The sequence below is a fragment of the Rhodopirellula sp. UBA1907 genome (assembly GCF_002337565.1).
GTDB classification, from domain to species: domain Bacteria; phylum Planctomycetota; class Planctomycetia; order Pirellulales; family Pirellulaceae; genus Rhodopirellula; species Rhodopirellula europaea.
In genome coordinates, this window is record NZ_DDGH01000020.1 from 21,784 (window position 1) to 48,316 (window position 26,533).

The 26,533-nt window shown below is 56.2% G+C and carries 24 protein-coding genes and 1 pseudogene; 13 read left to right on the top strand and 12 right to left on the bottom strand.

Annotation, left to right across the window (positions count from 1 at the left end):
- Positions 1 to 90 precede the first annotated feature (90 nt).
- Complete coding sequence (locus tag B2R17_RS04615) at positions 91 to 1,389, bottom strand: glycosyltransferase family 4 protein (protein WP_286763046.1); 1,299 nt, start codon at positions 1,387 to 1,389, stop codon at positions 91 to 93.
- 333 nt (positions 1,390 to 1,722) lie between these two features.
- Between B2R17_RS04615 and leuB the strand changes: the two genes are divergently transcribed.
- The 3 genes from leuB (at position 1,723) to B2R17_RS04630 (ending at position 4,448) form a co-directional block, all read left to right on the top strand.
- A complete protein-coding gene (leuB, locus tag B2R17_RS04620; RefSeq protein WP_286763047.1) occupies positions 1,723 to 2,802 on the top strand; it encodes a 3-isopropylmalate dehydrogenase in 1,080 nt (359 codons plus the stop codon).
- A gap of 84 nt (positions 2,803 to 2,886) precedes the next feature.
- Complete coding sequence (locus B2R17_RS04625) at positions 2,887 to 3,852, top strand: phosphatidate cytidylyltransferase (RefSeq protein ID WP_286763048.1); 966 nt, start codon at positions 2,887 to 2,889, stop codon at positions 3,850 to 3,852.
- 62 nt (positions 3,853 to 3,914) lie between these two features.
- Complete coding sequence (locus B2R17_RS04630; protein ID WP_008659812.1) at positions 3,915 to 4,448, top strand: NADPH-dependent FMN reductase; 534 nt, start codon at positions 3,915 to 3,917, stop codon at positions 4,446 to 4,448.
- A 45-nt stretch (positions 4,449 to 4,493) separates the two neighbouring features.
- On the opposite strand, the gene B2R17_RS04635 is transcribed toward B2R17_RS04630, so the two are convergent.
- The 5 genes from B2R17_RS04635 to B2R17_RS04655 form a co-directional block, all read right to left on the bottom strand.
- Positions 4,494 to 5,315, bottom strand: coding sequence for a WecB/TagA/CpsF family glycosyltransferase (locus B2R17_RS04635; RefSeq protein WP_286763049.1), 822 nt, complete (start codon positions 5,313 to 5,315; stop codon positions 4,494 to 4,496).
- 8 nt (positions 5,316 to 5,323) lie between these two features.
- Entirely contained in the window at positions 5,324 to 6,304 is a 981-nt protein-coding gene (locus tag B2R17_RS04640; protein ID WP_286763050.1) for a polysaccharide deacetylase family protein, read from the bottom strand.
- Complete coding sequence (locus B2R17_RS04645) at positions 6,301 to 7,707, bottom strand: glycosyltransferase family 4 protein (protein WP_286763051.1); 1,407 nt, start codon at positions 7,705 to 7,707, stop codon at positions 6,301 to 6,303. The genes B2R17_RS04640 and B2R17_RS04645 overlap by 4 nt, the downstream gene beginning before the upstream one ends.
- A 9-nt stretch (positions 7,708 to 7,716) precedes the next feature.
- Positions 7,717 to 8,961 carry a sugar transferase gene (locus B2R17_RS04650; protein WP_008666178.1) on the bottom strand — a complete coding sequence of 415 codons (1,245 nt, stop codon included), beginning with the start codon at positions 8,959 to 8,961 and terminating at the stop codon, positions 7,717 to 7,719.
- A 103-nt stretch (positions 8,962 to 9,064) separates the two neighbouring features.
- The gene (locus tag B2R17_RS04655; protein ID WP_286763052.1) at positions 9,065 to 10,879 is read right to left on the bottom strand and encodes a GumC family protein; all 1,815 of its coding nucleotides are present in this window, start codon (positions 10,877 to 10,879) and stop codon (positions 9,065 to 9,067) included.
- A 293-nt stretch (positions 10,880 to 11,172) separates the two neighbouring features.
- Between B2R17_RS04655 and B2R17_RS04660 the strand changes: the two genes are divergently transcribed.
- The 10 genes from B2R17_RS04660 (at position 11,173) to B2R17_RS04705 (ending at position 20,313) form a co-directional block, all read left to right on the top strand.
- The gene (locus tag B2R17_RS04660) at positions 11,173 to 11,928 is read left to right on the top strand and encodes a class I SAM-dependent methyltransferase (RefSeq protein ID WP_286763053.1); all 756 of its coding nucleotides are present in this window, start codon (positions 11,173 to 11,175) and stop codon (positions 11,926 to 11,928) included.
- A gap of 173 nt (positions 11,929 to 12,101) precedes the next feature.
- Positions 12,102 to 12,896, top strand: coding sequence for a thymidylate synthase (locus B2R17_RS04665; RefSeq protein WP_286763054.1), 795 nt, complete (start codon positions 12,102 to 12,104; stop codon positions 12,894 to 12,896).
- Between the two features lie 7 nt (positions 12,897 to 12,903).
- On the top strand, positions 12,904 to 13,581 hold the full coding sequence (locus B2R17_RS04670) for a dihydrofolate reductase (RefSeq protein ID WP_286763055.1): 678 nt from the start codon (positions 12,904 to 12,906) through the stop codon (positions 13,579 to 13,581).
- 462 nt (positions 13,582 to 14,043) lie between these two features.
- A complete protein-coding gene (rpsM, locus tag B2R17_RS04675; protein WP_011123828.1) occupies positions 14,044 to 14,427 on the top strand; it encodes a 30S ribosomal protein S13 in 384 nt (127 codons plus the stop codon).
- Between the two features lie 66 nt (positions 14,428 to 14,493).
- Positions 14,494 to 14,877 carry a 30S ribosomal protein S11 gene (gene rpsK, locus B2R17_RS04680; RefSeq protein ID WP_008657585.1) on the top strand — a complete coding sequence of 128 codons (384 nt, stop codon included), beginning with the start codon at positions 14,494 to 14,496 and terminating at the stop codon, positions 14,875 to 14,877.
- Between the two features lie 59 nt (positions 14,878 to 14,936).
- Positions 14,937 to 15,932: a DNA-directed RNA polymerase subunit alpha gene (locus tag B2R17_RS04685; RefSeq protein ID WP_007328400.1), complete on the top strand. Its 996-nt coding sequence runs from the start codon at positions 14,937 to 14,939 to the stop codon at positions 15,930 to 15,932.
- A gap of 85 nt (positions 15,933 to 16,017) precedes the next feature.
- Positions 16,018 to 16,650: a bL17 family ribosomal protein gene (locus B2R17_RS04690; protein ID WP_008657584.1), complete on the top strand. Its 633-nt coding sequence runs from the start codon at positions 16,018 to 16,020 to the stop codon at positions 16,648 to 16,650.
- Between the two features lie 175 nt (positions 16,651 to 16,825).
- The gene (locus B2R17_RS04695; RefSeq protein WP_286763056.1) at positions 16,826 to 17,851 is read left to right on the top strand and encodes a sialidase family protein; all 1,026 of its coding nucleotides are present in this window, start codon (positions 16,826 to 16,828) and stop codon (positions 17,849 to 17,851) included.
- 207 nt (positions 17,852 to 18,058) lie between these two features.
- The gene (locus B2R17_RS04700; RefSeq protein WP_286763057.1) at positions 18,059 to 19,366 is read left to right on the top strand and encodes an amidohydrolase family protein; all 1,308 of its coding nucleotides are present in this window, start codon (positions 18,059 to 18,061) and stop codon (positions 19,364 to 19,366) included.
- Between the two features lie 17 nt (positions 19,367 to 19,383).
- Positions 19,384 to 20,313 (top strand): cupin-like domain-containing protein, encoded by a 930-nt coding sequence (locus tag B2R17_RS04705; protein WP_286763058.1) that lies wholly within the window; start codon positions 19,384 to 19,386, stop codon positions 20,311 to 20,313.
- Positions 20,314 to 20,368: 55 nt separating this feature from the next.
- Here B2R17_RS04705 and B2R17_RS04710 read toward each other — a convergent pair whose 3' ends face one another.
- The 6 genes and pseudogenes from B2R17_RS04710 to B2R17_RS04735 form a co-directional block, all read right to left on the bottom strand.
- Positions 20,369 to 20,827, bottom strand: a complete 459-nt coding sequence (locus B2R17_RS04710; RefSeq protein ID WP_236615658.1) for a superoxide dismutase, Ni — start codon at positions 20,825 to 20,827, stop codon at positions 20,369 to 20,371.
- A gap of 118 nt (positions 20,828 to 20,945) precedes the next feature.
- Entirely contained in the window at positions 20,946 to 22,232 is a 1,287-nt protein-coding gene (locus B2R17_RS04715; RefSeq protein ID WP_286763059.1) for an ATP-grasp domain-containing protein, read from the bottom strand.
- On the bottom strand, positions 22,229 to 23,275 hold the full coding sequence (locus B2R17_RS04720) for a ketopantoate reductase family protein (protein WP_286763060.1): 1,047 nt from the start codon (positions 23,273 to 23,275) through the stop codon (positions 22,229 to 22,231). The genes B2R17_RS04715 and B2R17_RS04720 overlap by 4 nt, the downstream gene beginning before the upstream one ends.
- A gap of 179 nt (positions 23,276 to 23,454) precedes the next feature.
- On the bottom strand, positions 23,455 to 25,134 hold the full coding sequence (locus tag B2R17_RS04725) for a GH3 auxin-responsive promoter family protein (protein WP_286763061.1): 1,680 nt from the start codon (positions 25,132 to 25,134) through the stop codon (positions 23,455 to 23,457).
- Positions 25,135 to 25,490: 356 nt separating this feature from the next.
- A complete protein-coding gene (locus tag B2R17_RS04730; RefSeq protein WP_008657574.1) occupies positions 25,491 to 25,862 on the bottom strand; it encodes a DUF3127 domain-containing protein in 372 nt (123 codons plus the stop codon).
- 152 nt (positions 25,863 to 26,014) lie between these two features.
- Positions 26,015 to 26,533, bottom strand: a pseudogene (locus B2R17_RS04735) (sensor histidine kinase); the annotation flags it as partial.

The following is a 26,533-nucleotide window of genomic DNA, read 5'->3' on the forward strand; positions in this document are numbered from 1 at the left end:
AGAAGTCTGGGATCAGAAACGCGGTTTGCTCGCCGCTTGGTTCATCGTACCAAGCTGGTGGGCGGTTGCGGGGCAGAAATTTGCACCGGATCAATCGTCGGTTGCATGACCCATTGGGTCCAAAATGCGACGATAGACCTTTGCGACGCCATGAGCCATCGTGTGATCGCTGAAACATTGATGGTGGCGCGTGACAGCGAAGTCAGACATCGATTGCCAATCATATTGTCCGGAAACCATGGCTTGAATTTGTTCGGCCAAAGATTCTGCATCGCGAGGCTCAGCAAGGACACCTTCGATGCCATGGCGGATCGCTTCGGGCGTTCCTTCAACAGAAGTTGCAATGACGGGCGTACCAGCAGCCATCGATTCCAAGACCACCATTGGTAGCCCTTCGCCGTAGAGGCTTGGCAGAACCATCGCATCCAGACGAGCGAGTTCGGCGGGGACGTCCTGCGTGAATCCAACCCAGTCAATCAGATGTCCGATCCCGAGGTCGCTGATCTGAGCGTCGATTTGTTGACGGTAGGCTTCGGTTTCAAAGGGACCAATGCAGCGAAGCGTGACCTCGGTGCCGACGTTGTTGAGGATCGCCAGTGCATCCAGGACCACTTCTAGTCCCTTGCGGGCTCGCATCAAAGCGACCATGCCGATTGTCCAGCGGCCGCCGATGGTGGGTTTGCTTTTGCGAGCGGGGCGAATCGCGGGGACGCCATTGTGGACCACGGTGACTTTGTCTGCGGGAAAACCTTGTTGAATCGTGTCTTCGCGAAGACTGTTTGAAACAGTGATCAGATGAGAACAATTCGCTAGCGATCGTCGTTCGATCCAGGCATTGATCCGGTTCGACCAAGCTCGTTCGCAATCTCGACCAGCTGGGCTGTGGACGTGGTAGACCCAAGGTCGACCGGACCATTTCGAAACGGCCGAGGCGAGCATGGCCGTTCGCGGTGTGTGAGCGTGCAGCAGCTCGTATTCGCCTTCCGCCATGACTCGGGCGAGCCGTTTGACGGCGGTCCAGTCCAGGCGGTGACGCATTGGGACACGATGACACTGTCCCCAGTTTTCTCCCGCCATGCCGGATTGGTGCTCTTCCAGCATGTCGGCGAATCGGCCTGGTTTGACACAAGCGAAGTCGGCGGTGACATGGAGGTCTGGCAGGCAGCGGCCGAGGTGAGACTGCACGCGTTCCGCGCCGGAGAAGTGTTCTCCGTTGACGACGTGCAGCACCCGAATTTCACGAGGGACATTCAGAGCCGACGGATGGCTGGCGGGCGAGAATGACAGTCCTTCGGTGATGTCGGCGGACGCATCGCCGGCGGGCGCGACGACTGGCGGCACCGAGGAGTTTGCGACGCTTGGAAAGTTCGAATTAGTGGTCGAGTGCATAGCGGGGCGTGCTGAGGTGTCGGGCTTGATTGCCGAGCCGAAGGAATCAATTCGAGATGACGGAGCGTCGGCTGGCGATTGGCGGGATCGATTTGTCGCGAAAAGGGCGGTCGCGGGAGGCAACGCTCTTTAACTTTGGGCTAAAGAAGACACCCGTGTGCTGACCAGTTGTGCAGGATCATCCGCATTGCGGGGGACTTGGACGGTCGTGCCAGTTGTGACGATTGAGTACGCAGGACCCTGGGGGAAACAGCCGAAGTCCGTTAAGTTCTGTGTCTCAAAAATGTGTCTTTCTCCAGCCCTCCCCACGCTCAATTAGTCCCCGTTAGACCTATGAATTCCTCCATCGTTTTGTTGCCCGGTGACGGGATCGGACCTGAAATCGTCGAACAAGCCCGTTTGGTCCTCCTGAAGGTCGCGGAGCGTTTCGGGCACACGTTCGATTTCAGTTCGCACCAGATCGGTGGGATCGCGATTGACGAAACCGGCGACCCTCTTCCTCAACCAACCATCGATGCCTGCCGGAACGCTGCGGCGATTCTTTTGGGAGCGGTTGGCGGACCGAAATGGGACGATCCTTCGGCCAAGACTCGCCCCGAGGCCGGTCTGCTGAAAATCCGCAAGGAGTTGGGGCTGTTCGCCAACCTGCGACCCATCAAGCTGTTCGACGAATTGGCCGACGCGTCTCCGTTGCGAGCCGACATCGTCAAAGGCACGGACATCCTGTTCTTTCGCGAATTGACCGGTGGGATTTACTTTGGTGAATCAGGCACTTCCGGCAGCGGCGAAGAAGAGACCGCTTTCCAGTCGATGACCTACTCGGTCAGTGAAGTCAAACGAATCGTCCGCATGGCAGCCCAAGCGGCTCGCGGTCGTTCGAATCGATTGACCAGCGTCGACAAGGCGAATGTTTTGGAGCCGAGTCGTTTGTGGCGTCGAGTGGCTGCCGAAGTCATGGCCAGCGAATTTCCCGATGTCCAGTACGACGTCGTGTTGGTGGATTCGATGGCGATGCACTTGATCAACCGACCATCGGAATTTGATGTGGTTGTCACCGGCAACATGTTCGGCGACATCTTGACCGACGAGGCATCCATGTTGCCCGGTTCGCTTGGCATGTTGCCCAGTGCGTCTTTGGGCGATGGTGGTCCCGGTCTGTACGAGCCCATTCACGGATCGGCTCCGGACATCGCCGGCAAAAGCGTCGCGAACCCGTTGGCGACCATCTTGGCAGCAGCGATGATGCTGCGTCACTCGTTGGGACTGACCGAGGAAGCCGAGGCGATCGAAAAAGCCGTCGCGGGCGTGATCACCGACGGCTTGCGAACACCTGACCTGGCTCGTGGCGATCAATCCAAGAGCGTGTCGACCGAAGAAATGGGCGCCGCCGTAGTCGCTAAACTGGCTAGCTAGGAATGCCGTTCGGCTTTCTGCGGTATTCTGGTTGTTCGCCTGATACCAAGTCGACAGCAGGTTCCCCTCCAATCGAAGAACACCTTGCCTGATACAGATACCACCACTTTCATCTTGATCGCGGTCATCCTAGCGGCGCTGGGCATCGCGACTTTGGTCGCGTTCTTGCTCGGTCGCAACGATTCGATCGCGGTCGACGCAGCGGTCGTCAAGCGATTCCGCGCCAAGCTGCGCGTGTGGTGGACGATGGTGGCGATCTTTGTGATCGGATCGTTGATCCACTGGATCGGGTTGGTGGTGTTGTTTTCGATGGTGTCATTCTGGGCATTGCGAGAATTTATCTCGATGACGCCGACCCGGCGGGGTGATCACCGGACGTTGTTTTGGATCTTCTTCATCTTCACGCCGCTGCAGTACATCCTGATCGGTTTGGGCGATGAGTATTATCCGTTCTACAGCATCATGATCCCGGTCTACGCGAGCCTGTTCATTCCGGCTCGTGCGGCCATCGCGGGCGACGCGAAACGGTTTCTGGAGCGTTGTGCGAAGATCCAGGCCGGGTTGCTGGTCTGCGTTTACTCGTTGTCCCACGCACCGGCACTTTTGGATCTTCAATTGGTTCGAACCGGCGGCGAACCTTGGACGGGCAGCAACGTCAACTTGCTGATGTTCTTCGTCTTGATTGCTCAGTTGTCGCTGACTTTGGAACGCGTCTGGAGCAAGTTGGCCGGCAGTCACGTGATCGCTCCGGATATCAACGCGTCTCGAACCTGGGAAGGCGTGCTGGGAGCCATGATGTCGACCGGTGTGATCGCGGCTTTGCTTCGTTGGGCCACACCGTTCTTTTGGTGGGAAGCCTTGTTGATGGGCGTGATTGTGACCGCGATGGCCAGCATGGGTACGCTGACGATGAGTGCGATCAAACGAGATCGTGGAGTGACCGATACAGGCACGTTGGTCCAAGGGCACGCCGGCATCCTGGACCAGATCGACAATATCTGCTTCGCCGCGCCAATCTTCTATCACGTCACACGTTTCTTCTTCACGTAGGCTCCACCGGCCGAGTTTCGCCATTGTCGAGCTCTGCTTCTTCCGAGCCGATTCACTTTTGTATGAGCCAAGGCATGCACCTCGTCATCAGTTCCAGTCTCCATCCCACCAGCCGCAGCCGCATTCTGGCTCGCGCGGTTGCCGAGCGACTGCGATCTCAGGAACGGGAAGTCGAAGTCTTCGATTTGTCTCAGCGAACGTTGCCGCCGTGCGACGGTGCGACCGCCTATGGCAACGAAGAAGTGATTGCACTTGGCGAATTGGTTCGTTCGGCGGAAGCGATTTACATTGCCTCGCCGGTCTACAATTACGACGTGAATGCCGCGATCAAAAACGCGGTGGAGCTGACCGGGAAAGCCTGGACGGGAAAGACTGTGTCGTTGTTGTTGGCCGCGGGCGGCCAAGGCAGCTACATGTCCGCGATGGGATTGGCCAACAGTTTGATGTTGGATTTCCGCTGCGTGATTGTGCCGCGATTTGTTTACGCGACAGGAGAATCGTTCGAGGGCGATTCGTTGGCCGACGAAGAAATCGGTCGTCGCGTCGATACGTTGGTCGAAGAAACGCTCCGTCTCAGCGACGCACTCAACTCCTGAGTGAATTTGCTTGGTCGACAGACCGGCGTGAAGGCAAGCGACCGATCAGCCAAACATCAACTCTTTGCTGGGCGATTGCCCTCCGTCGCATTTTCGACGGTAGATCCCAAGTTTCTGCAGCGCCAGCAATGACACATAAGCAGGGTTGAGATACAAGTATCGTCGCCACAAGCGGCCGGGTTCTCGCGTCAAACGGAAGAACCATTCCAGCCCGTTCTTTTGCATCCACGGTGGGGCTTGTTCCAGCATTCCTGCATGGAAAGCGAACGCGGCACCCACGGCGATCAGAGGCATCGAAAGATGTTCTTTCATCTCGTAAGCAAAGATCTCTTGGCGTGGGCAGCCCAGGCCCACGAAACACATCTCCGCCCCGCTCGCTCGAATTTCTTCGGCCAGCTCTTCGCGTTCGTCAGAAGTGATTTGTCGAAACGCGGATGCTCGTTTGCCGACAATGCGAAGGCCTTCAAAACGTTCGCACAATCGGTCCGCGAACTGTTGAAGCATCTCTTCCGTTGCTCCAAACAAAAAGATCGGCACATCATCTTTCGCGGCTTGGGCACACAAACGGAGTGTTAGCTCAGGGCCATAGACGCGATCGGAAAGCGGTGGGCCATCGAAGGTTCCGCGGTGCAAGCGATTCAACGCCCATCGAACCGGTTGGCCATCGGGGCAGACCAGGTCGAACTGGTTGAGTCGGTAGTGATGTTCCCGGTCCAGCACGCCGGTCATCACACCATGAACAGCCAATGCGGTGACCGCCATCGGCGAATGGTTTTTGGCAGCGGTGATGATGCGATCAACAGCAGCCTCGTAGTCGATCGCGTTGACGCCAATGCCCAAGACATTGTGCTGTCCGTAGTCCAACATGGTTTTGTTTAAGTGGTTGCAGGTTGAGGGACGAAGCCGTCCGTTGTCGCAAGTGTCTTGGTTTGATCCAACATGGTCCGCACATCAAATTCGCGAGCAAACTTTCCGAGAGCCCATCGCATGAACGAAAGCTTTTCTTCGCGTTTCAGCTTCATGCCGGGGAAGTAAGCCATGTCGGAATCGTCTTCGCACCCGAGAAAGTCAGGTGGATGCAGCAGCAGAGATGGCGACGTGCCTGTCATTCGGCACATGTTCAGCGACATCAAGAAATACATCTTCGCAACCGTCACGCTGAAGCTGGCCAGGAAAGTGACGTAGCTGAAATGGATCGGGGTCCGGAGGAATGGAAGCGTGGTGACCGGAATTTCCTGCAAGGGAAAAGTCTCGCCGTCGACTTCCTCGTGACGCATGAATGGTCGATTGGGATTTCGCATTGATGCGAATCCCCCGTAGAGCTTCTTGGCCTTTTCTCGCTGCTCGCCTTTCAAATTCGTGCGAGCCAAAAAGACAGCGCGAGCGATTGGTGCCATCGAAGTCGGGAAGATGGATGCGTCGTAGGTGTACTGGTTGCGGATCAGAACGCGTAGGACTTCGGCGGGGCAACTGAATCCGGGACCACGGAAGCCGCGTGGGCGTGTGCCGACGGTTGAAATGATGCGATCATGAGTGGTCATGATTTCGGATTCGATTTCCGCATCGCTCATCGTATGCATCCAGGGCAAATGATTGAGCGAATGATTGGCGGCCTCCCAACTTGGGAGTTGGTCAAACGACTTGATTGATCGAACGTCTTCATCGACATCCAAGTCGCGTCCGACAAGGAACACGGTCAGTGGGAGATTCAGTTCGCCGAGTAGCTCAACAATTCGCGGCACCGCGATATCAAAGTAGCTCGACGCAGACTCCCAGTCTTCGTGCCCAGCGGCGCGGAGGTAGGCCCACTTGTTGTCCAGATCCATCGACAAGCTGCCGATCAACGGTTGGCTCATCGTTCCGCGTTCCCCGTTGAGCCGGCATCGCGTTGATTCAGTGCGGCACGGATTGCATCGATTGCCCCGTTCGCTGATCGTGCCGGTGTGTAGTCGCGAATGTCGTGCTTGGCGTTTTCTCGCATCTTGGCGATCGCACTGTTGTCAGCGGCGAGGTAACCACGAAGTGCGCCGGAAAGATCTAGGGTGGATTGAGGCGGATTTGAACAGCCGCTTTCTGCGGAAGATGGCTCCGTGTTCAGAGCTTCGTGGGACAGTGGATCGTATTGCCAGCCGTTTCGCCCGTTCTGAATCAATGTCGTGACGGACTGGGCGTAGATGCTACCGATGATTGGCATTCCGGCATGCATGCCTTCGTTGGTGACCAACAGCCACTCATCTGCGAGTGTTGGTGCGATGATCGCACCGTGATCACGCATCAGCTCCGGAAGTTCGGCTGCGGGACGGTTCCCAAGCAAGTGGATCTTCAACCGTGAATTGATTGGGCCGTGTTCATCGGTGCTGCCACCGGATGCCAGTGTTTCCAGTTCGCTTCGGCAAGGACCATCACCGACGAATGTGATCTCCAATGCTTCGTTGTTGCCGGCGCAGAAGTCGCTGGCTTGGCGAACCAACGGCAGAACACCTTTGCGTTGTGAGAGCTGTCCAATGCAGAGCAAACGTCGTCGAACCTCGGACTCCGGTGGGCGTTGTGTTTCGCTGGAGGTTGTCCGGTCATCGGCAGCGTAGGGCAAGTGGAATAGTTGTTCTTCTTTTGCACCCAGTGACAGCAAGACTTCGCGACAGGAGGGCCCGTTGTAGGTGATCGCATCGGCAGAACGGATCAGGCGACGACGAGCCCAATTGCGAAGTCGCCCGCGGCCTTGTTCAGTGTGTTCGCTCATGAAGGTCGCGAGGACCAAGCGTGCGCCCGAGCGTCGGCAATAGCGAGCCGCGGCCAGAGAACGTGCACCGAGTTCGTGTGAGACGACGACGTCGGGACGAATGCGTTTGAGTTGCTTGAGCGTGTCGTATGGAACGTGCACGAACAGCTGGTCGTCAAAGCCGGCTTTGGCGTGTCGCCATCGGCGTCGTAGCGTGACCGTCTTTTGGACTTCCACGTTGAGTCCTGACCAATCCAATCGAAAGTTGCGATTGGGTTCGATTGGAGTGCTGAGCAGAATCTGGAAATCGCGAATTCGCTTCGTGATCTCTTGCAGCACACGGACTTGATAGAGCGGGATGTAGTGCGTCAGGAAGACCACTTTGGCATCGAGCGGCGAACCATCCTCGATCGATTTCCCTTGCGATTCGGTGACGACAGAACCATCGCGTGCCGCTGAGTCGTCCTTTGAGGAACCGACCAACGGGCTAGCTTGCGATGATTCGTTGGATTCGGGATTCGCGGGCAAAACGGCGGACATGTTAGAAGTCTATTCGCCGCCACGCCCCGTCACGGGCACAACGACAGTTTGAGCGATGAGTCGTAGATCTTGGAACAAACCCAATTGGTCGATGTAGCGAAGATCCATCCGCATCCAATCATCGAACGTCACAGCCTTGGCCTTGTTGACTTGCCAAGTGCAGGTCAATCCAGGGCGAACGTCGAGTCGTCGTCGGTGCCAACGTTCGCAGGCTCGGCTCTCATGCCATGGTAATGGACGAGGTCCGACCAATGACATGTCACCAGTCAACACATTAATCAGTTGGGGCAGTTCGTCCAAACAAGTCGCCCGCAAAAAGTGGCCAACTTTGGTCACCCGTGGGTCGCGAGAGATCTTGAATGCGGGCCCGTCGCGGTGGCTTTCAGCACGCAATTCCGCCTGGAACTTCTCCGCATCGACGATCATCGTGCGAAGTTTCAGGATCGTGAAGGGGCGTCCATTTTGTCCTTCGCGGGTTTGGCGGAAGAACACCGGGCCGCCGTCAGTCAGCTTGATTGCTGCCATGGCACCCAGAATCGCGGGACCGGTCAACACCAATCCGATCCCAGCGCCGACGATGTCGATTCCGCGTTTGAGCCACAACCCGGCTTGGCTGCTTTGTTGTTGCGCCCCGGCCAATGTGATGTCGTCGATCGAGGATTGCACTCGGTTGTGCGACAACGCGGATGGTTCGGTGGGAGCAGGCGATTCAGCGGTGGTGGATGCCAAGCGAACCCAGGCTTCTTCTGAATCAGCAGGGTCATCTTTGCGGCGATCGTCGGCCCGGCGGTCTCCCGAAGCGTCTTGATTGTTTTCTTGGTCTTCGCCGAAGCCATTCGGATCGTGCACCTGAAGATTCAGCCGGACTTCCAAGCCCGCAGCGGATGTGAGGCGAGCCAAACGGTCCAGTACGGCACGGCCGCCCATTTCGGGAGTGTCGACCAACAACACGCCATAACGAAACGTTGCAAGGATTCCCTTTTCGTCCGTGACGCGAAGGTTGCGGAGCAGCAAGTCGACAAGTTGGCGGTTTTGTTTGTTGGTGCTGCGGCGAGTCGCTCCCGCCTTGGTCAGCAGTTCAACGGTCAGCAGGCAGAAAGGAATTGAGCGACGAGTGGCACGCAGTCGTTCGCGATTCAGCTCGCGATCGAACTGGCGCGACGACAGCAGCAGCACGCGGCGGCGACCAAGCGAGGCTTCGTCCTTCCACCGCAGCAGGCTTTCGCGTCGTTCTTTCTTGAAAAATGAAAACAAAGTTGTTGTTCCTAGGTGCGTTTATTTGCCCCGTCGAGTCATCCGTGAAAGGTTGTTTGGGTTTCTGCGACGCTGTCCTGCGTCGCATCCAAATCAATCGCGACTAGCGAGGCATTGGAGCGTTGAACGTGGCTGACGTTTCGTTCATGGCAACCGTGTCGCCTGTGGGCACGCCGGCGGTCACCGTTTCGTTGGATCGAATGTCTTCTTGTTCGTGCATCACATCGTCCAGGTCCGAGTCCGTGTTGGTCGCAACATCGGCGGACTTCGTACGTCGACGAGATTTGGCCGCTTTGTTACGCGAAATCTCGCCACGGGAACCGCCGGTTGAAGAGACGGGAGAATCACGCAGGATCGCTTGTAGCAATCCGAGGCTCAGCCCGAGCAGCAAGCCGACCACGGCCAGCAAGCCTCGCATCGGACCTGACTTCTTCAGGTTCAACGTTGCGTCTTGAATGACGCTGACGTCGGACATCTGCAAATCGTCCAGTGCGGAATTGACCCGAGCTTCTTCCAATGAACGAGCGTGTTCGCGATAGGTTTCTTCCGCCAATTCGGCTTCCCATGTCAATTCAGCCAACCGAGTTGCGTCCCCGTTAAGGCGTTGCAGGTCCAGTTGTGTGGCTGCCAAACGCTCGCTCACGGCATCGCGACGGCTTTTCAAACCAACGGCTTTGGCGCGGACGGTTTGAAACTGCGTTTCGAGTTCTTGGTAAACCGGATTGATCGCTTCACGGCGTTCTTCGCGATCTTCGCGTTCGGAGTCAGCGAGTTGGGCACTCTGCTGCATCTTTTCTTGCAGCAACTTGTAGCGAGGGTGATTCGGGCTGACGCGAGCCAGTTCTTCGCCGTCTTGAATTTGCACGTCGTACAGTTGGCTTCGCATTTGATCGCCGGCGGCGTTCGCGATGCCGAGCGTGACTTCAACAGGAACCCATTCTTTGGTGCCATCGAGTTGGCGACGAAGTTCTTCGGCTTGGCTGATCGCTTCGGCGAGTTCACTGTCGGCTGTGTTCAGCTTCATTTCCAAATCGATGATGCGTTCTCGCAGGGTTTCTTCTGCTGAGGCGGCGCTGAGCCAGCCCATTTCGTTGCGTGTTTCTTGCAAAGCTCGGCGAGTTTCCAGTGCGGTGTCGCGACTTTGCTTGGCCCGTTTTTCGAAGAACGATTCCGAGCCATCCACACTGTGGGCTTCCACGTGATAGCGGCCGTACTCGTCCATCACGGCTTGGACGATGGATTGCACCAGCAACGGATCATCGCCTTTGCCTGCCACCGCAACGGTGTAGCCATTTTTCGCGATTTGAACGTCGATCGCTTTGGATACTTTCTTGATCGCTTGTTCGCGTTCCAGTTGCTCTTCGTACTGTTCGGGCGACAGTTCGCCGACAGTTTTGCCATCGGATTTTGGCAACCAAGAGACCAGTTGGTGATCTGATTGGAGGAAGGACTCGATGTCTTTAATGCCTCGGTCGATCCAGGTGCGCGGTTCATTGATGTTTTCAACGCCGATGCGTTCCACCGCTCGTTCAGCAATTTCGCGACTGCCAATCATCTCGCCGATGCTGACGACTTCCGCGGTGCGGCTCTCTTGCATCGAGACCGATTGAGTCGCTTTCGTGGTTGGGTCAACCGCGAGTGCTCCGCGACCCAGGCGGACGTACATCAGGCCTTCGCTTCGATACTGGTTCGGCCAAACGATCAAAAGTGCGATGATCGCGATGGTCACCAGCACAGTGGTGAACACGATCGACGGCAAGCGTCGACGGAAGGATCGAAGGACTTCGCCGGGAGTGACCATCGCCCACGATTCAGTGGGGGCCGATGGCGACCAGTTGGCAGAGGAGAAATGAGTCGAACTTCCGTTCAAGCGACTTGCTGAACTGGTCGAGTTGGGGTCTGGTTGAGATCGGCTCACCGGGCGGCTCCAGGCACATCAGGGGCAATGGGCGATCGTTGCAGTCCGCCCAACAGTCAAATTAGCCACAACCAGCGCAAACCCCCGATTCCCTTCAGCACGCGCAGTCCTTTGTTTTGGTCGGGTATCTTGTTCAAGTTGTAGTTGCCCACTGAAATTATGTGGGGTGGAATTTGACCAAAATCGCGCAAAGTCTGGGCGGAATCCCCCAGTGAGTGGCTTTGGGCGTGCATTCTCACCCAATTGCTTTTTAGTTTTTTCAAGTCGTTTTCTCGCAAAAGTGTCCTGAACGCATGTTCGCTCGTGTACTGGAACCCTGCCCGGACGATCCCGCGGCGGATGCGGCCGCCTATCAAGCCATGGATCATCGACAGGTGAACACCACCTTTGTCGACGATCTCGTTTCCGGGGGGAAAGTTGGACCGCGAGTGATCGATCTGGGGTGCGGCCCGGCCGGCATCCCGTTGATCGTTGGTGAGCGGTGGCGCGAGCTGGAAGAAACTGGCGGTTTGTCGGATTCCAACTTCGCCGAGGAGCAATTGCAGATCATGGCGGTCGATTTCAGCGTCGACATGCTGGAATTGGCGAGCTTCGAAATCGAATTGAACGGGATGCAGGACCTGGTTTGGCTTCAGCAAATCGATCTGACCGATCCGGAAAGCCTGCAGGAAGATTTGGCACAAACCATCATCAGCAACACGGTTTTGCATCACCTGCCCGATCCAATCACCGGGATCCAGGTCGCCATGCGAGCTCTGATGCCCGGAGGGCGGATCTTCATTCGCGATTTGCTTCGGCCCAGCAGCAGAGAAGAGGTTGAACGTTTGGTCGAAAAGCACACGGATGCTAAATCAGAGGACGATCTCGCACTGGAATACGCACCTTCGCAGCTACTTCGGCAATCTTTGTTGGCATCCCTGACGTTGGAGGAAGCTCGCGAAATGGTCGCTTCCATTGGGATTCCCGCGGAAGCGGTGCAAATGACGAGTGACCGTCACTGGACGCTCGATTGGACCTCGCCGGGCGGAGGATCGGCTTCGATCGGTTGAGGACGTTTGCCTCGGTTGAGATTGAGGAAAGTGGCGGGTGAGAGGCTTTCTTTGGGGTGAGTTGCACTCGATCTTTCGAAAGTCGGATCCTCGATACCAGTGCTGGCTGTTACCATTCACAATCATCGGCGAAAGAAATTCGCCAGGCTATTTCGGATCGACGCGAGACGCTCATGCAAGGCTATTTGCAACTATTAGACGAAGTCCTGCATGACGGGATTGATCGAGACGACCGCACTGGCGTCGGCACTCGCAGTCTGTTCGGACGTCAAATGCGGTTTGATTTGGCGGAGGGGTTTCCTCTGCTGACGACCAAAAAACTGCACATCCGCTCGATCCTGCACGAGTTGCTGTGGTTCCTTCGCGGCGACACCAATATCGGTTACCTGAAGGAGAACAAGGTTTCGATTTGGGACGAGTGGGCCGACGAAGCAGGTGATTTAGGCCCGGTTTACGGCCACCAATGGCGTAGTTGGGAAGGTGCCGGCGGCGAGACGATCGACCAAATCGCTTGGGTCGAAAACGAGATTCGGACCAACACGCGATCGCGACGTTTGGTCGTCTCGGCTTGGAATGTGGCCGATGTGCCGAAGATGGCGTTGCCGCCGTGTCATTTGCTGTTCCAGTTCTATGTTTCCGGCGGCCGGCTTTCTTGTCAGCTGTATCAACGCAGCGCGGATTTGTTCTTGGGCGTGCCATTTAATATCGCCAGCTACGCGATGTTGACGTCGATGATGGCTCACGTCACGGGCCTGAAACCGGGCGAGTTTGTACACACGCTTGGCGACGTTCATCTCTACAGCAACCATTTCGAACAGGCTCGCGAACAGCTCAGCCGCACGCCTCGGCCATTGCCGAACTTCCACATCAAGCGAGAAGTGGCGTCGGTCACCGATTTCCAGTTCGATGATTTCGAGCTGACCAACTACGACCCCCATCCTCACATCAAGGCTCCGGTGGCAGTTTAAAAGCGGTATGAGTGAATTCAGCTCCCGCCCCGATTCCAGCCTGCCCGAATCATCCGGTCAGACGCCGGACCATCCTTCAGCGAGCCAAGTCGGTGAAACGCTGTCCGCTGGAGATTCGCCGAGTGAGATTGCGCGCTCGCTGCGGAGTCGCGATTTATTGCCAGCCGATCATGGCGTCGGATGCAGCATCACCGCCGTGGTTGCCGCGACACCCAGTGGTGTGATCGGAGACGACCAGGACATGCCTTGGCGACTGTCCTCGGATCTAAAGCGGTTTAAAAAGGCGACGATGGGCGGCGCGCTGATCATGGGGCGAAAAACGTTCGAATCGATCGGCCGAGTGTTGCCGGGCCGGCAAACCATCGTGTTGACGCGGCAGGGACAATGGCAATTTCCGGGGACACAGACCGCGTCTGGAAAGTCCGAAGCGATCGCATTGGCCGCTGATCGACGGATCTTTGTTGTCGGTGGAGGCCAGATTTACCAGCAGTGGTTTCCTCTGTGCACCGAATTGTGGTGGACACGGGTTTGGGCCAACGTCTCCGGCGACACGCGAATCGATTTGCCGTTGGATGAGTTTGAGCTGGTCTCACAAACCTCGTTTCCGGTGACCGCCAAGGACGACTACCCGACGGATTGGTTGCGAATGCGTCGTCGAATTCCCAGTCCAAATCTGCCCGGCTGATCGCGCCGATAGAGCTGAATCGAGCGTTTATTTTCAGCGTTCTCGGCAGCGGACTTTCACCTTCCTCAGAACAAGATTGGGTCCAATAAGAGCCCGTGGGAAGTGTCCAGCCGACCAATCGGACGTTTCTCGGGTGTGAAAGCGACCGGTTCGAAAGAAAACTCAGATGAGATTGCAGATCGGGTTCGACTGTCGCCGATGCTTGCAATTCAACGTTGATTCCGGGCTCTGCTGGTAGTTTCGGGCAAACGTTGATGTGGTGATGTTAAAAGATGAAGACATCTCCGAAAAAAATTCCGGATTGCTTTTGTCGCTTCCACTTGAGCAAAAAGGGGGCCGACTGCTATAGTCCGCGATCCGCTGGCGAAGACGCTCTTGCGTTGCATCGCCATCCAGCGCTTCTGAAGCGCGATAACGCACAGATAATCTAACATCCTTCGCAGCTGCTCTCGGAGTATCGCCATGCCCCGTCTGATGGGCGTCGACATCCCCAACGACAAACAGATTCAATATTCGCTGACGTACCTGTACGGCCTTGGGCTGTACCGGGCTCGTGAGGTGTGTGAGAAATTGGGCATTGACCCAACTTCACCCGCCAGCGACATCAGCGATGAAGATGTAGGTCGCATCGCCGCCCTTCTCGAACGAGATTATCTCGTCGAAGGTCCGCTGCGTCGTCAAGTGACTCAAAACATCAGCCGCATGCGGGAGATCAAATCCTACCGCGGCATCCGGCACCGTGTCAGCTTGCCCGTTCGTGGGCAACGCACCAAGACCAATGCACGGACCCGCAAAGGGCCTCGTAAGACGGTCGCTGGTAAGAAGGGCGTCAAGGATCTGCGATAGTCGCAGGTTTGCCTTGATTCCAATTTCCTTCCTTCCCCCATTCATTGATCTGTTTGAGAAGTTTCGGTGGCAAAGACCAACAAGAAAAAACGCATCCGCAGAAACGTAAGCAACGGTGTTGCTCACGTTCACGCGACTTTCAACAACACCACGGTGACCATCACGGACACCAAGGGTGACACGTTGTGCTGGGCCAGTGCAGGAACCAGTGGATTCAAGGGCAGCCGTAAAAGCACGCCTTTCGCTGGTCAGTGTGCTGCTCAACAGGCTGCTGAAAAAGCAACCAAGTTTGGTATGCGTGACGTTGAAGTTCGCGTCAAAGGACCTGGATCCGGTCGCGAAAGTGCCATCACCGCCCTGCAAGCTGCTGGCTTGAACGTGAAATTGATCGAGGAAGTGACCCCCATCCCGCACAACGGTTGCCGTCCTCGCAAGAAACGCCGCGTCTAATCCCGCTGACGCCGCTTCGTTTCTGATCAACCCCATTCCGCATCCATCAAAGGCCCAACATGACCATGCACATCCGCTGGCGCGGCATGGAACTGCCCAGTTCGCTTGAAGTCGATCGTGACTCGCTGACCCAAACCTACGGCAAATTTTCTGCCGAGCCATTCGAGCGTGGTTTTGGTGCCAGTATCGGTAACAGCATGCGTCGCGTGTTGTTGAGCAGTTTGGTGGGTAGTGCCGTTACCCAAATCAAAATCCGTGGTGCTCAGCACGAGTTCACGACGATTCCAGGTGTTCTCGAAGATGTCACCGACATCGTCCTGAACGTGAAGTCGTTGATCGTCAACAGCAACACCGACTCGACTCGCGTGATCACCGTCGAGCGCAACACCGCCGGTGTTGTTACCGGTGCTGACGTGCAAACCGACGCGGACGTTGAGATCATCAACAAAGACCACGTTATCTGCACGCTGACCGATGACGTTCCATTCATGATGGAAATGGTTGTCGAAACCGGTCGTGGATACGTTCCAAGCACCGAACACAGCAGCGTTGACCACGAAATCGGGATCATTCCGATCGATGCGGTCTTCAGCCCCATCGTTCGTGTTCGTTACGAAGTCGAAGCGACTCGTGTCGGTCAAAAGACCAACTACGATCGTTTGAACCTCGAGATTTGGACCGACGGTACGATCAACCCAGAAATGGCGTTGACCGAAGCGGCCAAGATCCTTCGTAAACACCTCAACCCGTTCGTTCAATATCGCGAACTGGGACCAAGCATCTTCTCCGCCGCACGTGGTGGAGCCGGTTCGCCCGAAGCTCAGCTCGAAGCGAAGCTGAACATGACTCTCGCGGATCTGCGATTGTCGGTGCGAGCGAACAACTGCTTGGAAAGCGAAAACATCATGACGGTTCGCGACCTTGTGCAACGAACCGAAGACTCATTGTTGGAAGTTCGCAACTTTGGCGACACAACTCTTAACGAAGTTCGTGAAAAGCTATCGCAGTACGGGTTGCACCTTGGCATGCGAGTGCCAAACCAGCCACTGTTCTAGTCAGCGACGCATCGCAAACGCGATGCACGCCAGCGACTTCTATTCACTTTCATTTCACTCCCATTCAATTTGACGGATTCGCGTCATGCGTCACCGCCGCAAAGGCCGCGTTCTCGGCCGCTCTCCAGCTCACCGCAAAGCATTGATGCGGAACCTGTCCAGCGCCCTGTTCTTGACCGAACGTGACGCCAGCTTGGATGAAAATGCTCCTAAGGTCCCAGGTCGTATCATTACGACTCTGGAAAAGGCCAAGGAAGTTCGTCCGTTGGTCGAGAAGTGCATCACGCTCGCAAAGCGTGCCCTGCCTGCTCTCGAAGAAGCCAAGAAGTACGAAACTTCAGCTGAACGTGGATCGGACGAATACAAGAAGTGGCGTAAGAGCGAGGAATGGACCAAGTGGGCCGATGCTCGTGCTCCTTATGTCAACGCTCAGCGTCGCGTTTTGCAATTGATCGGTGATCGCGAAGCCGTTGCGGTTTTGTTTGACACCATCGCAGAACGCTTCACGGATCGTCCCGGTGGATACACCCGGATCATGCGTTTGGCAAAGCCTCGTCTGGGCGACGGTGGTACTCGAGCGATTCTCGAATTGGTCGGCAAGAACGATCGAGTCACTCGTTCGGCTCAACGCCCTGCGTTCGAACAAGACGCTCCTGAGTCGGATTCGGCTCCCGAAGCGGAAGCCAAGACCGAAGAAGAAACCGCATCGGCTAACTGAGCCAGCGAGAACAAAACAGAGAAGGCAGTCCAGTTTCGGACTGCCTTTTTTTGTGCGCGTTCACTTGGGTGTGTGGTCAAGAGGGATTATTCTCCCAGGGTTGGGCGGGCGCGTTCTGAGCGGGCTGTCCATTCTCGATGCCGATTTGGTCCTCTGAGGTGAACGCATGCAGGCAATGAAACGATTTTGGATTGGGTGTTGTCTGTTGGTGTCAGTTCTCGGTGCAACGATGCAGCAGGCCGGTTCTGGCATGGCCGCAGAGTTGGTGCGAGTCGATCGAATCTGGGATCAAGCTCATCACAATGCCTTCACTGACCTGGCCCGTTTCAAAGGTCAATGGTTCTGCGTTTTTCGCGAAGGTACTCGTCATGTGTCTGATGACGGTTCGTTGCGTGTGCTTCGCAGTGAAGATGGATCGAAATGGGAGTCGGTTGCTCTGATTGAAAGCGACGACTCGGATCTTCGCGACGCCAAGTTGTCGGTGACTCCCGATGGGAAGTTGATGCTGAGCGGCGCCGGTGCGTTGCATGATCCGAGCGAAGGTAGTCACCAGTCCTACAACTGGTTTTCGGACGACGGGGTGACTTGGACCGACCCCGTTGATGCCGGTAAACGCAGCGATTGGTTGTGGCGGACGTCTTGGTCCAACGACGGGAAGGCATACAGCGTTGGCTATCACACTGGTGATCCAGCAGATCGTCGCGTGCGTTTATACAAAAGCGATGATGGGCGTCGTTACGATGTGTTGGTCGACAATCTTGGGATCGAAGGCTATCCGAATGAGTCTTCCATTCTGTTCATGGAAGATGACACGGCTTACTGCATGCTTCGTCGAGATGCTGGCAGCAAGACCGGAATGTGGGGTGTAGCCAAGCCGCCCTACACGGACTGGACGTGGCATGACATGGGCGTTCGCATCGGCGGCCCGCATACGATTCGTCTGCCTGATGGCCGGTTCGTGGCCGCAGTTCGGCTCTATGATCAGAAGGTCCGGACATCGCTATGTTGGGTGGATCCCGAGACGGGTGAATTGAAGGAGTTTCTGGCTTTGCCGTCTGGAGGGGACACAAGCTACGCCGGTTTGGTGTTCCATGACGACAGGCTCTGGGTGAGCTATTACTCACAGCATGAATCGCTGGACGAGGAAACAGAGACGGATTTCACAACGGCGATCTACGTCGCTCAAGTGAAGCTGGACTGACGCGGCTATCTAAATTGCATCGTTAGGCGCCGCACTGCCTTGCGTTTGCCGGGCTGTGTTGGCCTCTGTTTTGCGGGCAAGGCCTTTGGTCAGTCGAGGCAGCTTTGCAATTGGATACCGGCTTTCCTCATCGAATCTTCAATCGAGTGCGGCTGACGCGACGCTATAATTCGCGAAAAAAATACATCCCCGATATTTGCATACTCCATGACTCTTCGACGCTTGTTGTTGCTTTTTGCCTGGGTTGGTGCCTCTTTGCTGATGCAAGCTGCGACCGCTCAGAAACCCAGTGAACTTCATGCCGTGGTGAAGACGCGGGGCTCAAAGAAGCCGATCCAAAAGTCGCGTGACGATCGTGCGACCAGTATTGAATCTCAGCAGGCCGATGAGAAACCACTCGACGGTCGTGACGGCGGCGATTTGTCGGTGCATCTTTACAACCCGAAGTCACAGTTGAAGACGAAGGTCACCGACGTAAAGCATGCTGCCTTTCCAGCGGTCAATGTGCACACGCATTTCTTCTATCGGTTGCGGCTCAATCGAGATGCGCTCGAAGATTTTGTCGGCGCGATGGACCGCAACCACATTGCCGTCTGCGTTTCGCTCGATGGAAAGCTCGGGACTCAGTTTCAGGAGCAAAAAGATTATCTGTGGAAGGAGCACAGCGATCGATTTGTGTTGTATGCCAACATCGATTGGCGTGGAGACGGTGCGAGTGATGACCCCGCGACATGGGCGTGTTACCGGCCCGGTTTTGCCGAGCGGACGGTCGAACAATTGCGAGAAGCGGTCGAGCAAGGTGCTTCAGGACTGAAGTTGTTCAAGCGTTTTGGTTTGGGTTATCGATACCCGGATGGATCGTTGATGAAGATCGATGATCCGCGTTGGGATCCGATTTGGGCGGCGTGCGGTGAGCTTCAAATTCCGGTCATCATTCACACCGCCGATCCGGCAGCGTTCTTTGATCCGATCGATGAGCGCAACGAGCGATGGGAGGAACTTTCACGGCATCCCGATTGGAGTTTTCACGGCGACGAATTTCCTTCCCGTGAGGAGCTCTTTGCCGCCCGGAATCGCATGATCGCAAAGCATCCCAACACTCAGTTCATTGGGGCGCATATTGCCAACAATCCGGAAGACCTCGCGACGGTCAGTGAGTGGATGGATCAGTATCCGAATCTTTGGTTGGAGCCCGCCTCGCGAATCAACGAGCTGGGAAGGCAGCCTCGCGCTGCTCGTGAATTTTTGATTCGGTACCAGGATCGTTTGCTGTTTGGGACCGACGGACCGTGGCCGGAACAGCGTTTGCGTTACTATTGGCGGTTCTTCGAGACCGATGATGAGGCGTTTCCTTACAGCGAAAAGGAGCCTCCACCGCAAGGATTGTGGCAAATCGACGGCGTGAACCTTCCTCCCAAGGTGCTCCGCAAATTGTATTATGAGAATGCCGTCAAACTGATCCCCGGCGTTCGAGAACGTGTCGAAGCGTTTGCGAAACAGCATTCCTTGGATTGACCCCACAAGATAGCACCATGACCACGTCCACCCCGGCCTCTCGCGAAATCCCGTCGTTGGATGCCAACGATGCCGAGACATTTTTTCGCGATTACTACGCCACCGAACAGCCCGTCATTTTTCGGGGTGTGACTCACGCGGACGGTGGCGCGGAAGAGGTTTGTCGTGCGCTTTGTGACAAGATTGCGGTCGACGCATCGGTGACAGAGCGTTTGCTTTGGTACGACGTGCGGCAAGAGATGATTGATGATGTTTGCACGACGCCGCCGGTCGTGACGGAATCGATGAATCCGGACACCGCGTTTCTGCGAGACAACTGCGTTCGGGTCTGGTTCAACTCGGGCGGTCACACCACGCCTTGGCACTACGACGGTCACTCGTTGCACGTTTTCAACTTGCAGCTCAAAGGCAAGAAACGCTGGACGATTGTCGCTCCCGAAACGCCGCTTCCCAACATGCCATTCTCGAAGACTTGCTTGTTCGAGGAGAATTCGTTGAAAGGCAAACGTGTTTACGAGTTCGATTTGTGCGAAGGCGATATGGTGTTCCTGCCTCGGTATTGGTTCCACCATGTTCATTCGGTTGGTGAACTGAACGTCAACGTGAACTGGGTGTTGATGCCAAAGCAACAACCTGCGGCAACCAAGATTGCGGCTCGCGAATCAGAGATCCTTTGGTTGTTGGATAAGACTCGATTCGCAATGCCCTCCGGCGTGAAGTGGATGCTGGACAACTTTGCGGGAGCGGGAGAGCCCGCGCTGAAGACGTTGACGAAAGACGTTTCAATGGGGCGAGGGATCAGTCGCGTTGCAAAGGAAGTGATCCGCAGTCCAATGGTGATCTTGGCGATTCCAACATTGATCCGAAAAGCCAAGACCGTCATGAAGGGAAAGAAGATCCTCAGCGGTCTGCTTCAAACGAGTCAGGCCGCCCAGAAGGCGGCCTGATGTTGACTCTCGGTGGTGTGTTGGGCTGATCGAATTTCGTGGTCAGCCCAAGTGATCAATGCTCGTGATCGAAGTCAGGTTTCTTGCCTTCGTAAGCTTCGTAGAAAGCAAAGATTGATTCTTCCAGAGCTTTCGCGGTCGCGGGATCTGCGGACTGCTTCGCCTTCATCGCATTGACCATGACCTTGTGAGCGGCCATCAGCTTCTTACCGTAGGCGGGATCGTCGGTCTTGATCCGCTGAGCCATGAAGTAGGCGGCAATGGTGTTCTGAATGCGAGTGGCGTGATCTTCCTTGGTCGTCACCCAGCGAACGGCTTGGTTGACGGATTGAGCGTCGGCTTTGCCCGCAAGTGAATTGATTTCGTTCTGTGCCTTGGAAATTGTGTGTTCATCTTCCAGCATTTCTTCGAAGCGACGTTGGTCACCATAAATTCCGCAAGGAACTTGGCAGTGTGCCGAGGCGATGGTGGCAAATGCAAGAGTCAGGACGGTCGAGGCAAAAAAGCGATTCATGTTGTGATCCATTTCGGGGAGTGGAGCGAAAGAGCGTGACTATCCAATGGGCGCAAATCGAATTGCACCGCCTGCAAATTGTACAGACTTATCCGTTCAATGCGGCGCAAGCTTTGTATCACTCGAAGATTGCCGAGAGTTCCTGGCTGGGCAGGCTGGCAATCTTGGCGACCGCGTCGGCGTTCATGCCGTAGTTTGCGACAGTGGATCGCACCATTTTGTGCGAGCGTTTGGGAGATAGCAACAGTTCCATTGCAACGGCCAGTGGCGGGATCCCGCTAAGCAAGTCCTGTTTAAGCCGCATCATTTCGGGCTGTGAATCGCGGTAGCCATCTTTGTGACGGATTCGGTTGGTGATCTCTTGCCACACTGCCACCCGCGATCCGGTTTGCATGGCCTGATCGAGCAACGCGGTGAGGAATTGGTGAGAACGAACCCCAGCGACGCCCGAAGCAGCCGGCGCCGAATCGGGGATTTCATTCAGAGAAACCTTGACCAAAAATTCGCACAGATTGACGCCGGCCAGCATCGCGTTGACCGTTTCGCCGATTCGCGGATTGGCTTCGATGAATTGATGACGCCCAGTTGTTTGGTCATAGAAGTATTCGACGAAGAGGGCTCCGTGCCAGTCGAGTGACTCGCCGAGTCTGCGAACGTCATCAGCAACGTTTTCACGGTGTGTGCTGACACGAACGATCGGTGCGCCGCCCACTCCGCGACGCTGTCCCATGGCGTCGTGCCAGGCAACCATGCGTCCACGATCGAAGATGGCTTGCAGGATCGACAGTTCACCGGGTGCGGCCGACTGCAGGACGATTTCTTGGTTGGGAAGAGACGCGTCGCTTGCGGTTTGTTCTTCGACCCATTCACGCATCTCCGCGGAGTCATGAATAGCGACCACGCCTCTGCCTGCAGTTCCGTGAGCCGTTTTCAGGAAGCAAGGGAACTCGGATTGTGCGGAGCAGCCTTCCTGCAGTGACTGGGCGGATGTCCCGTCAACGATGCGAGTGTGCGGTTGCGGCAAGCCCAACTCTTCCATCGCTCGCGCGAAGTTGGCTTTGTCTTGCAGTCGGTCGATCGCGTCAAACGTTGGCAACGCCACACCAACATGGTTTTGAAGTTGATCTCGCACGCGGCTGAGCAAGTAGGCTTGTTCATGCGTTGCAACCACAACGTCGTAGTGGTGCTCGTCGATCAGTTCTTTCAGTCGTCGCAGATAGGCGATTGGGTCGGCCGAAGAAAGCGGGCATCGGTGCCAATGCCGGACAAACGTGCTGAAACGGCCTTGGCTGAGAGCGGCCGAATCCATGACGTCGATCGTGTGCCGGCCGCCAAGGCAATGCAGCGTTTGGCGAGCTGATGTGCTGGATCCTTCCGTCAATAAGATGCGCCGCGAGTCGCTCATCGCGATTCGATTTGTCGGAAGCGATCGATGACTTCTTCGCGGGTGAAGAACTTTCCGGCTCCGCGATTTTCAATCTCTCGGGCCAAGTCGATGACCATTTGGTTGTACGGAGCCGTGGTGCCATTTCGCTCTGCCAAGCGAACGATCTCACCGAGAGTGTGGTCGACTTCGGTGCCTTTGCCTTTGAGCAGATCTTGGTACAGCGAGAATTGGATTGGGCGTCGGTTGAAGATCAGTTTGGCGCCGGTTCCGACAACCGGTCCTAGCAAAGGCGAGTCGAGTTTTCCAAAGAAGCCACGTAGCTTTCGGATGTCAGGGAGCTTTGGAATCCGAGCCAGTTTGACGCCTGCGGTGTCGAAGACTCGCAGGCATTCATCCGCCAGAGGTTTGCCAACGGCGCCACGCCAACCGCGATGGCAAACGGCTTCGGTGATGAAGTTGGATTGCGAGAGCGAAGCGGCGTAGCCGGGAGAGTTGATGGCAAGTTTGTTGTACCGGACACCTTCCACGTTGGCTTCTTCGAAGACTCGAAAGCCGGTTTTTTCAAGTATCTTTGTCGCCGCCGTGGCGGAAGCGGCATTGGTACCTTGGGCATTCGGGCCGAGAACAATGGTGCCGTTGAATTGAAGGCTGGCGGTGCCGGGTTGGGGGACGGTCACGTTGGTCGCGGTGATTCCCATGACCAAGTGTTTTTCATCGACATGTTGCAACAAGGCGTCGTCGTTGAAACCATTTTGAACCGAGACAACGATTGCGGAGCCGAGGTAGGGTGCGGCGGCCGAGATGGCTTCCGCGGTGGCCTGAGATTTGACGGTCACCAGTACCATGTCCGAACCGGCGATGTCGGCTGGATCATCGGTGCCGATGATTGGAACGTCTCGATCTGGCCAGGGACCTTGCAGTTGGACGCGGCCGGAGTCGCGAATCGTTTGGATATGAGGTCCGCGACCGAGCAAGACAACTTCGCAAGTCGGATCGTTGTCGCGGATCAAGCCGCCAAGCATGGTGCCGATCGCGCCGGCTCCGAGAACACTGATTTTCATAGCACGATGTCGGTCATGAGAGTTGGAAAAGGCCGGCGCATTAACGTGGATGCATCATCATAACGACCGGGCGACGGCTCTTTAAGTGACGCTCGTTGAATCGAAGCTTGCCGCCGGAACCCAGGTGTCTCGACGCGGCGACATCTCGCGAATTCCGAAGTATCGCCCGACGCGAGAGCTCAGCTGGGTGGCGTCGAATCCAGCTTGCTGAGGCTTTGCAGAAAGTTTGGATCGTTGGTCAAGCACGGGTGCTTGTACTCCTCGAAGTTGCCTCGCTTGGACGTTTTGCTGGCCCTCAGTTTTTCCCATGTTCCCGCGGGAACGCGAGTGACTTGGATTGGTTCGATGCGTCCGCTAGCACACTTGTCCGCGTACTCGCAATTGACCTGCGACAGTTGGTTTTGCAGTTCCTGGCCGATGCGTTCGCAAAGGTTTGGCAAAGAAGAGTCGTCAAGCACCAAGTTGTATCGAGGTCGTTCGCCAAGTGTGGGTGCGAGCGTGAAAGTGCAGGAGGGAGCGTTGATGGATTGCAGGGTTTGTTGCATCGCCTGCATGACTTGGTGTTCGCTTAGCTTTTCACCGGTGAAGCTGCAGAAGTTCTTGCCCTTGTTGAGGAACGAGAGCATGGGAGTTTGACCACAGAAACCATCGCATCGAACGAGGTCGTGGATGTCATACCGATACAGACCGCTGGCCGTCGTTAGCACGATGAAGTAGTTCTCGCCCTCGGTCAGGTCGGATGCTCCCAGGACGTTAGGTGTGCTGCTATCGCGTTCTGATTCAGGAATGAATTCGAAATGGTGGCTGCTGTAGTCGAGCATGCCGGAAGGTGAACCGTTTTGCAGCGGCACGGTCATGCGACCTTCGCTGGCCGACAGCCCGTGATCTCGAACGGCGACGTCGCCGTAGTATTCCGGCAACTGGTTCAGGTAGATTCCGACCGAGCCTCCGGTCCAAACGGCCAGCAACGTGAGGTCCGGCCAAGCATCTTTCGGATAGAGGTGACCGGTTCGGTCGACGATTTGCTGCAGTTGTCTGGCGCGGCGAGGGTTGGGACGCAAACGCGATCGAAGTTGTCGGCGGATCGCGTCTGGGATGGGTTGGTCGCCCGTGAGTGTTCCGTCATGGATATCACGAATCAAGGTTTCTTTCATTGCGTCGGCGAACTTGGCGACTTCCACCAAAGTGCTGGGGTTCGCCGTCACAATTTTTCCCACGCGATCGCAAGCGAGGCTGAGTCGCAAAGCGGTGTAGTGTTTGGCCAAATGTTCCGTGATTTGGATAACGCAGGCGGGCAGCACAAACAGTGAGCCGATGTAGAACGGCCGCGTCTCCGCAGCCAGTCCGCTGATGTTGCCGCAGGGAGCACCCGACGGTGTTTGGGTGACGTTCCAGTGGCTTGAGAACTGCAGCGATTTCATCTGCAGCAAATGTGGGTAGTCGCGGTAAACGCCGGTGCCCCAGTACTGCCAGCCGGCTTTGTATTGGCGATAGAAATCCTCCGTCACCGGAATCATCTTTGGGTGATCGGTCGTCCCGGATGTTGTCGCGAACATGACGACCTTGGTGTTCTCTGGGAACAATGCCGTCGTCTCGCCCTGGATGACTCGGTCGACATAGGGTCGAGCCGCTTCGTAGCCCGCGATCGGAACGCGACGGCGGAAGTCTTCGAGTGTTCGGATTTCGGAAAAGCCGTGGTCGCGTCCGAAGGCGGTGTCCGCGTTCAGGCGGATGCGACGCAGTAAGTTTTCTCGCTGAATTTCGCGAGCCCGTTCCGCATTGGAAAGATAACGTTGCAGTCGACCGATCTTGTATCGCAGCATCGAACGCCGCAGCAGCGTCATTGGATGAGGTGACATGGTGAACGGGTTCCCTGCGGTCGAATTGAAACAGGCGACTCAGACAAACCTCGAGCATCCAACATTCGTTCTGCACGAAGAACGCAGGGCCGATGGCGGTTCCGCAGAGGGGATCCTGTCGGGCGCGGTTGCTGCGATGTGCGGGCACGATTGGGCAAACTGAGTCGTCTGGAGACTGTTTTTAGTCCCCCAGATGACCGGTGCCAAGTTGATTGCAGTGCAGTCGATTCGATTTGCGTGCAATCGCGAGGATGCTCGCATTCGGCTCTGAAGCGACCACCGACGCAAAAAGCCCGCAAACACAATGGTTTAGCGAGCTTTTCGAATCGTTTTTCAGTCGAGAACCAGCAATCGGTTCAGAACGGAGCTTCGTCGTCGACTTCGTTGAAGGCGTCATTGGCAGCGTCTGCGCCCGCTCCCGCGTTTCCGCCGGAAGCACCCACGACTTTGTATGACAAAGCTTCGACGCTGACGAAGTATTTGACTTCGCTTTGCGGATCTCGCTGCCATTTTCGGCCGTTCAACCGGTACGCAACTTCGATTTCGTCGCCCATGTTCATCTCGTCAACGCTGTCGCAAGCGTCGCGGGTGAATTCGATGGGGATGTAGTTGCTGAAGCTACCTTTGTCTTGTTCGAGAACCACCAATCGTTTGCGAAACCCTTTTTGACCGTAGGTCTTGGTTTCTTCGATCACGTTCACAACGCCTCGAACTGTTGAATCACTCATCTAGCTACTCGCCCGCATGTTTCTCGCAAAATCGTCTGCTCCATCCAAAACTGACAGGAGCAATCACAGCGGCGAAGTGTAAACGTTGATCGCAAACGACTAAAGGTCCTAAACCGTCACATGGAGCGACGAGCATGGAGCGGCGAGGAAGGTCAGACCCGAGGTCGCAGGGCGGCGGCTTGGCTTTGAAGACGATCGGACTGCGATTTCATTCGCTCGCTCATTCGGCGAAGTTCTTCGTCGAGTCGGGCGGATGCGACTGGCGAAAACGAGATTTCGGGCGTTCCCAAGCGAACGGAATCGACATCGGGAATCGTTCCGGCGGCTTCGGCGAGCGAGCGAGTTGTCATGGCGTCGATCAACAAACACTGAAGACTGCGTTCTTGAACCGGCACGATCGACGGTTCGCTCCACTGCAATTGCATCGCCGGGGTGACGCGTCGCGAAATCATTTCGATCTGTTGCATCCGAGTTGGCATGCTGTGGTGATCGGCATCCAGGGCGCAGACCCAGCTTCTTCGCGAAGTTCGGTAGGCCAGTTCAAATGGGCTGAGGTTGTACTGCAATGTTTCGTCGAAGCGATCCGCCATCTCCATCGTGCATTCGACGTCCGCGGTCACTCGCCCCAGGGCCAAGCGATCGGCTCGGACGGGACGAATGTCATCGGATTG

Coding starts and splice junctions, on each gene's coding strand:
- B2R17_RS04615 (WP_286763046.1), bottom strand. CDS start 1,389: ATGCACTCGACCACTAATTCGAACTTTCCAAGCGTCGCAAACTCCTCG.
- leuB (WP_286763047.1), top strand. CDS start 1,723: ATGAATTCCTCCATCGTTTTGTTGCCCGGTGACGGGATCGGACCTGAA.
- B2R17_RS04630 (WP_008659812.1), top strand. CDS start 3,915: ATGAGCCAAGGCATGCACCTCGTCATCAGTTCCAGTCTCCATCCCACC.
- B2R17_RS04635 (WP_286763049.1), bottom strand. CDS start 5,315: ATGTTGGACTACGGACAGCACAATGTCTTGGGCATTGGCGTCAACGCG.
- B2R17_RS04640 (WP_286763050.1), bottom strand. CDS start 6,304: ATGAGCCAACCGTTGATCGGCAGCTTGTCGATGGATCTGGACAACAAG.
- B2R17_RS04645 (WP_286763051.1), bottom strand. CDS start 7,707: ATGTCCGCCGTTTTGCCCGCGAATCCCGAATCCAACGAATCATCGCAA.
- B2R17_RS04660 (WP_286763053.1), top strand. CDS start 11,173: ATGTTCGCTCGTGTACTGGAACCCTGCCCGGACGATCCCGCGGCGGAT.
- B2R17_RS04665 (WP_286763054.1), top strand. CDS start 12,102: ATGCAAGGCTATTTGCAACTATTAGACGAAGTCCTGCATGACGGGATT.
- B2R17_RS04670 (WP_286763055.1), top strand. CDS start 12,904: ATGAGTGAATTCAGCTCCCGCCCCGATTCCAGCCTGCCCGAATCATCC.
- rpsM (WP_011123828.1), top strand. CDS start 14,044: ATGCCCCGTCTGATGGGCGTCGACATCCCCAACGACAAACAGATTCAA.
- B2R17_RS04685 (WP_007328400.1), top strand. CDS start 14,937: ATGACCATGCACATCCGCTGGCGCGGCATGGAACTGCCCAGTTCGCTT.
- B2R17_RS04690 (WP_008657584.1), top strand. CDS start 16,018: ATGCGTCACCGCCGCAAAGGCCGCGTTCTCGGCCGCTCTCCAGCTCAC.
- B2R17_RS04695 (WP_286763056.1), top strand. CDS start 16,826: ATGAAACGATTTTGGATTGGGTGTTGTCTGTTGGTGTCAGTTCTCGGT.
- B2R17_RS04700 (WP_286763057.1), top strand. CDS start 18,059: ATGACTCTTCGACGCTTGTTGTTGCTTTTTGCCTGGGTTGGTGCCTCT.
- B2R17_RS04705 (WP_286763058.1), top strand. CDS start 19,384: ATGACCACGTCCACCCCGGCCTCTCGCGAAATCCCGTCGTTGGATGCC.
- B2R17_RS04710 (WP_236615658.1), bottom strand. CDS start 20,827: ATGAATCGCTTTTTTGCCTCGACCGTCCTGACTCTTGCATTTGCCACC.
- B2R17_RS04715 (WP_286763059.1), bottom strand. CDS start 22,232: ATGAGCGACTCGCGGCGCATCTTATTGACGGAAGGATCCAGCACATCA.
- B2R17_RS04720 (WP_286763060.1), bottom strand. CDS start 23,275: ATGAAAATCAGTGTTCTCGGAGCCGGCGCGATCGGCACCATGCTTGGC.
- B2R17_RS04725 (WP_286763061.1), bottom strand. CDS start 25,134: ATGTCACCTCATCCAATGACGCTGCTGCGGCGTTCGATGCTGCGATAC.
- B2R17_RS04730 (WP_008657574.1), bottom strand. CDS start 25,862: ATGAGTGATTCAACAGTTCGAGGCGTTGTGAACGTGATCGAAGAAACC.